Here is a 4,701-nt window from a genome sequence, read left to right on the forward strand (position 1 = left end):
ATCGATGGGGGAGACGAGATAGGGAAAAACGCCGTGGAAATCAGTCATGAGACCGACCTTAGAACCCGCGCGGCGCCCGGGTCAAATGCGCTGCAGAAAAGCGAATGGCCCGGAGCTTCCTCCGGGCCATTGCGGAAGCCATCAACGCCATCGTGCCGGACGCGCCCACCGCTTTCCACGACTACGGCGTGCTGTGGTTGCAGGACCGGCTGATCTATTTCATCGACCGCAAGCCGGTATTCGACATGAGGGTCCCCGACACCTTCGTCGATCCGATGTATAATGATCGTCAATCTGGCGATGGGCACCAAGACGCTTCCAGGTGTCGGCTTCGTCGACGAAACTTCCCCTGTTAAGGTGGCCTTCGAGATCGACCGGATTTCGGCCAGGCAGATCGATCCCTGATGGCGACGGAGAAGCCGATGTTTTCAAGATTTTCGCGCCGGCATTTTGCCAAGCTGGCGGGGCTTTCCGCCCTCGGCCTGACGGCGACGCCCGCGACGCCTGCCGATGGCGACGGCAGGCCGGCAGCCGAACGGCACGCACCGTCGCCGTTTCCTGCGGATTTCGTCTGGGGCACCGCCACCTCGTCCTATCAGATCGAAGGCGCCGTCAATGAGGACGGCCGCGGACCTTCAATCTGGGACACTTTTGCGCATACGCCGGGCAAGATCGAGGACGGCAGCAACGCCGACCGCGCCAACGATCACTATCACCGCTACAAGGAAGACGTCGGCCTGATCAGGGATCTCGGCGCCAGGGCGTATCGGTTTTCGATCGCCTGGCCGCGGGTGTTTCCGGACGGCAGCGGTGCGGCGAATCCCAAAGGGCTCGATTTCTACAACCGCCTGGTCGATGAACTGCTGAAGAACGGCATCGAACCCTATGCGACGCTGTATCACTGGGACCTGCCGCAGGCGCTGCAGGACCGTGTCGGCGGCTGGCAATCCAGCGACACCTCGAAAGCGTTCGGGGATTACGCCGGTTACGTCGCCGAGCGCCTGAGCGATCGCGTCAGGAACATCTTCACCCTCAACGAAGCCGGCCGATTCCTGAATTTTGGTTACGGCTGGGGCGTCGATGCGCCGGGCCTGAAACTGCCATTGGGCGAGCTGAACCAGGCCCGTCACAACGTGGTGCTGGCGCATGGGCTCGCCGTGCAGGCGATCCGCGCCAGCGCGCGCGCCGGCATCAGGGTCGGCCCGGCCGAGAACATCGCCGCCTGCGTTCCGGCGTTCGACACCCCTGAGCATGTGCGCGCGGCGGAAATGGCGACGCGCGAATTGAACGCGGGATTTCTCGGCGTGATTCTGGAGGGCAAGTACACCGACGGCTTCCTGGAATATAATGGCAAGGACGCCCCCAAATTCACCGCCGAGGAACTGAAGATCATCGGCGCGAAAAACGATTTCGTCGGCCTCAATATCTACGCGCCGCAATTCTACATCGCCGCCTCCGACAAAAAGCCCGGCTGGTCGGTGCTGCCGCTGCCGGCCTCGTTCCCGCACATGAAATCGGAATGGCTGCATGTCGGCCCCGAGGTGATCTACTGGGCGCCGCGGCTGGCCGCCAAGGTCTGGAACATCGACACCATCTACATCAGCGAGAACGGCACATCCTCGGACGACAAGCTCCGGGCCGACGGCCAGGTCTACGACCTCGACCGCATCATGTACCTGCGCAACTATCTGGCCCAGTTGCAGCGCGCGACCTCGGAGGGCGTGCCGGTAAAGGGCTATTTCCTGTGGAGCCTGATGGATAATTTCGAATGGATATTCGGATTTGGACAGAGGTTCGGCGTTTATCACGTGGATTTCGAGACGCAGGCGCGTGTCCCGAAACTCAGCGCATCATTCTTTCGCGACGTGGTGGCGAGAAATGCGATCGGGGTGTGAAGGGGGAACATGCCAGCGTACTTCTCTCGCAATTTGAGCCCTTTCGCAAACACAGCGACGGTATCCCTGAACTAAATGTCGTCATCGGGTGAGTATTGAGCTTGAGAGACCAACAAAGTGCAGCCAACTAATGCGGCACGCGTTCCAGATAATTGATCTGCCGCATCGTTAAGAACTCGGGTGCCGCCCCTTCGCTGCCTTGCTTACGCCACAACAGAGGTCGGCTCGCGTCGGAACCGTCGTTTTTCCGCCCCGTTGCATCAACATTATCCACAGGCTTGATGTTCAGTTTGGTTGCGTACTCCAACGTAAATTCGCGGCGGGAATTTCCGGCGGAGACGGGAAATCCGAGAGCGATGATGACGACGCTTTACGATTTGCTTGGGGCTCTTCCGAAAGACAGTGCCGGCGATCTCAGGGCCGCCTTCCGCCGCGCCGTCAAGGGGTCCCATCCCGACCTTCATCCCGGCGATCCCGACGCCGCGGTGAAATTCAGGGAGATCGTCCGCGCCAACGAAATCCTCGGCGATGCCGAGCAGCGCGAGGTTTATGACCATCTGCTCGATCTCGCGCAACTGGAGCACGTCTCAGCGTCGGAGCAGGCCACCGCCGCAAGATTTCGCAGATTGGCTTCGGGGCTGATCGGCCTTGCAGGAGCCGCGTTGATGACGGCGGGAAGCTATTTGCTGTTCATGCATGTGTCGGTGGCATCGGTTGCGCCGGCAGAGAAGGCTTCTCCCGCCATCGTCGCATCGGCTGCTGCCGGTCCGACACCTGATCTCGCCGTCAGCGAGGCTGCATCCGCACTGGCACAGGGTGTTTCCGCGCGTCGCAGCGGCACCGCCGCCGATCCCGCTCCGGCCAGTCTGCCCGTTTCAACGCCGGCCGAGCGCGGCGTCAGCTTCGACCGGCTGCGAAAATTCGACCGCGCCTTCGCGGACCTCCAGCCGGCGAAACGGACCGAAAGACCTGATCGCGCCAGGTCCGCATCGACGCGATCAGGCAGGCCGCGCTTTGTTCCGGACGCCATCGCGCGCCCGACCTTGCCGCTGCCGCGGCGCCGGCCGACGGCGCCGAACCTGTGGCGCGAAGAAAGCGTCGCCTCGATGCGGCAGCGTTGAGGCCAAAGGGGTTCGGCGCAGGCGTTGCTGCGGCCCTTCGGTCTATTTTATTTCAACCAATAATCGCGTTCGCCCGATCCCGAACCCACCGGCGGATCATAGGCCTGGATCGGCGGCAGATTGCCGTCGAAACGTTCGGCCTCAACGGTGGTCAACTGACCGGTGCAGCCCTGCGCCAGAGCGGAGGTGCCGACGTCGCGCGTCAGAACGTTCGGGTTGCCGTGCACGCAAAGCGGCATTTCCTCCGTGGGATCCGCGGGGTCGTACCACGCGCCGGTCGGCAACTGGACCACACCGCGGCGAATGTCGTCCGTGACGCGGACGCCCGCAAGACACGCGCCGCGCTCATTGAACAGGCGGATGATGTCGCCGTCGGCAATGCGGCGCGCCGCAGCGTCGGCCGGATTCATGCGGGCGACTTCGCGGCCGCGATGCTTGGAGCCCGCGCTGTGCGCACCGAAGTCGAGCTGGCTGTGCAGGCGCGTCGCGGGCTGGTTGGAGACGAGGATCAGCGGCGTCGACGGCGCCGGCGGCACCGGCGCGAGCCAGGTCGGATGACCGGGACAGGACGGCTCCTGAAAGCCCGCGATGGTCTGCGAGAAGATCTCGACCTTGCCGCTGGGGGTCGGCAGCTTCGCCGTTTCCGGGTCGTCGCGGAAGCGCCTGATCTGTCCGCCATCGTCATTCTGCTGCGGCACGATCAGGCCGTCGCTGGCCCAGAACTTTTCGAAATCAGGCGCCGGCAGATCCATGTCGGCCAGACCCTTTCGTGTCGGCTCATAGAGATGCTCGAGCCACTGGCGGACCGTGCGTCCCTCGGTGAAGGCTTCGCGGGCGCCGAGGCGTTCGGCCAGATCGGCGAAGATCTCGTAATCGTCCCGCGCCTCGCCATAGGGGGGCGCAATCCGCGGCATCGGCACCAGCAGGGGGTCGTTGGAACTGCCGCCGATATCCTCGCGCTCCAGCGTCATGGTCGCGGGCAACACGACATCGGCGTGGCGCGCCGTCGCGGTCCAGCCCAGTTCATGCACCACCAGCGTATCGACCTGCGTGAAAGCGCGCCGCAGCCGATTGAGATCCTGATGGTGATGGAACGGATTGCCGCCGGCCCAGTAGACCAGGCGGATGTCGGGATAGGTCAGGCTCCTGCCGTTGTAGCGATAGGCGCCGCCGGGATTGAGCAGCATGTCGGCGATGCGGGCGACCGGGATGAATTCGGCGACCGCGTTGCGGCCCTGCGGCAGCGTCGGCAGCGGCACCGCATTGTTGCGGCGCCCGTAATAGGCGATCGCGCCGAGCGCGTAGGCATAGCCGCCGCCGGGCAGGCCGATCTGCCCGAGCGCCGCGGCGAGCACGGCCCCCATCCAGACCGGCTGCTCGCCATGTTCGGCGCGCTGCAACGAATGCGAGACCACGATCAGGGCGCGGCGTCCGTACAGTTGGCGCGCGAGCGCCACGATGGTGTCGGCCGAAACGCCGGCGATGGCGGCCGCCCAAGCTGCGTCCTTGGGCTGGCCGTCGGTCTCGCCCAGCAAATAGCGCTCGAACACCGGCCAGCCGACGGTATAGCGGTCGAGGAATTCGCGATCATGCCGTCCTTCGACCACCAGCGTGTGCACCAGCGCGAGCATCAGCGCGGTGTCGGTGCCGGGGATGTTGCCGATCCACTGCGAGCGGGCTTCCTC

General features: G+C 64.2%; 5 protein-coding genes and 1 pseudogene. 4 read left to right on the top strand and 2 right to left on the bottom strand.

The annotated features are described in order from the left end of the window. Nucleotides 1-104: 104 nt before the first annotated feature. From Q8N40_RS22750 to Q8N40_RS22760, 3 genes and pseudogenes are all read left to right on the top strand, one after another. Nucleotides 105-209: pseudogene (locus Q8N40_RS22750) on the top strand (hypothetical protein); the annotation flags it as partial. Nucleotides 210-282: 73 nt separating this feature from the next. Further along, nucleotides 283-405 carry a hypothetical protein gene (locus Q8N40_RS22755; protein WP_305318240.1) on the top strand — a complete coding sequence of 41 codons (123 nt, stop codon included), beginning with the start codon at nucleotides 283-285 and terminating at the stop codon, nucleotides 403-405. 17 nt (nucleotides 406-422) lie between these two features. Then, nucleotides 423-1,895 carry a GH1 family beta-glucosidase gene (locus tag Q8N40_RS22760; protein WP_305713401.1) on the top strand — a complete coding sequence of 491 codons (1,473 nt, stop codon included), beginning with the start codon at nucleotides 423-425 and terminating at the stop codon, nucleotides 1,893-1,895. Between the two features lie 127 nt (nucleotides 1,896-2,022). On the opposite strand, the gene Q8N40_RS22765 is transcribed toward Q8N40_RS22760, so the two are convergent. Further along, nucleotides 2,023-2,202, bottom strand: coding sequence for a hypothetical protein (locus Q8N40_RS22765; protein WP_305318237.1), 180 nt, complete (start codon nucleotides 2,200-2,202; stop codon nucleotides 2,023-2,025). Nucleotides 2,203-2,254: 52 nt separating this feature from the next. On the opposite strand from Q8N40_RS22765, the gene Q8N40_RS22770 reads away from it, so the two are divergent. Then, a complete protein-coding gene (locus tag Q8N40_RS22770; RefSeq protein WP_305713402.1) occupies nucleotides 2,255-3,016 on the top strand; it encodes a J domain-containing protein in 762 nt (253 codons plus the stop codon). A gap of 47 nt (nucleotides 3,017-3,063) precedes the next feature. On the opposite strand, the gene Q8N40_RS22775 is transcribed toward Q8N40_RS22770, so the two are convergent. Beyond that, on the bottom strand, nucleotides 3,064-4,701 hold a 1,638-nt coding region (locus Q8N40_RS22775), incomplete at its 5' end, for a molybdopterin-dependent oxidoreductase (RefSeq protein WP_305713403.1).

Source organism: Bradyrhizobium sp., from assembly GCF_030693485.1.
Lineage (GTDB): Bacteria > Pseudomonadota > Alphaproteobacteria > Rhizobiales > Xanthobacteraceae > Bradyrhizobium.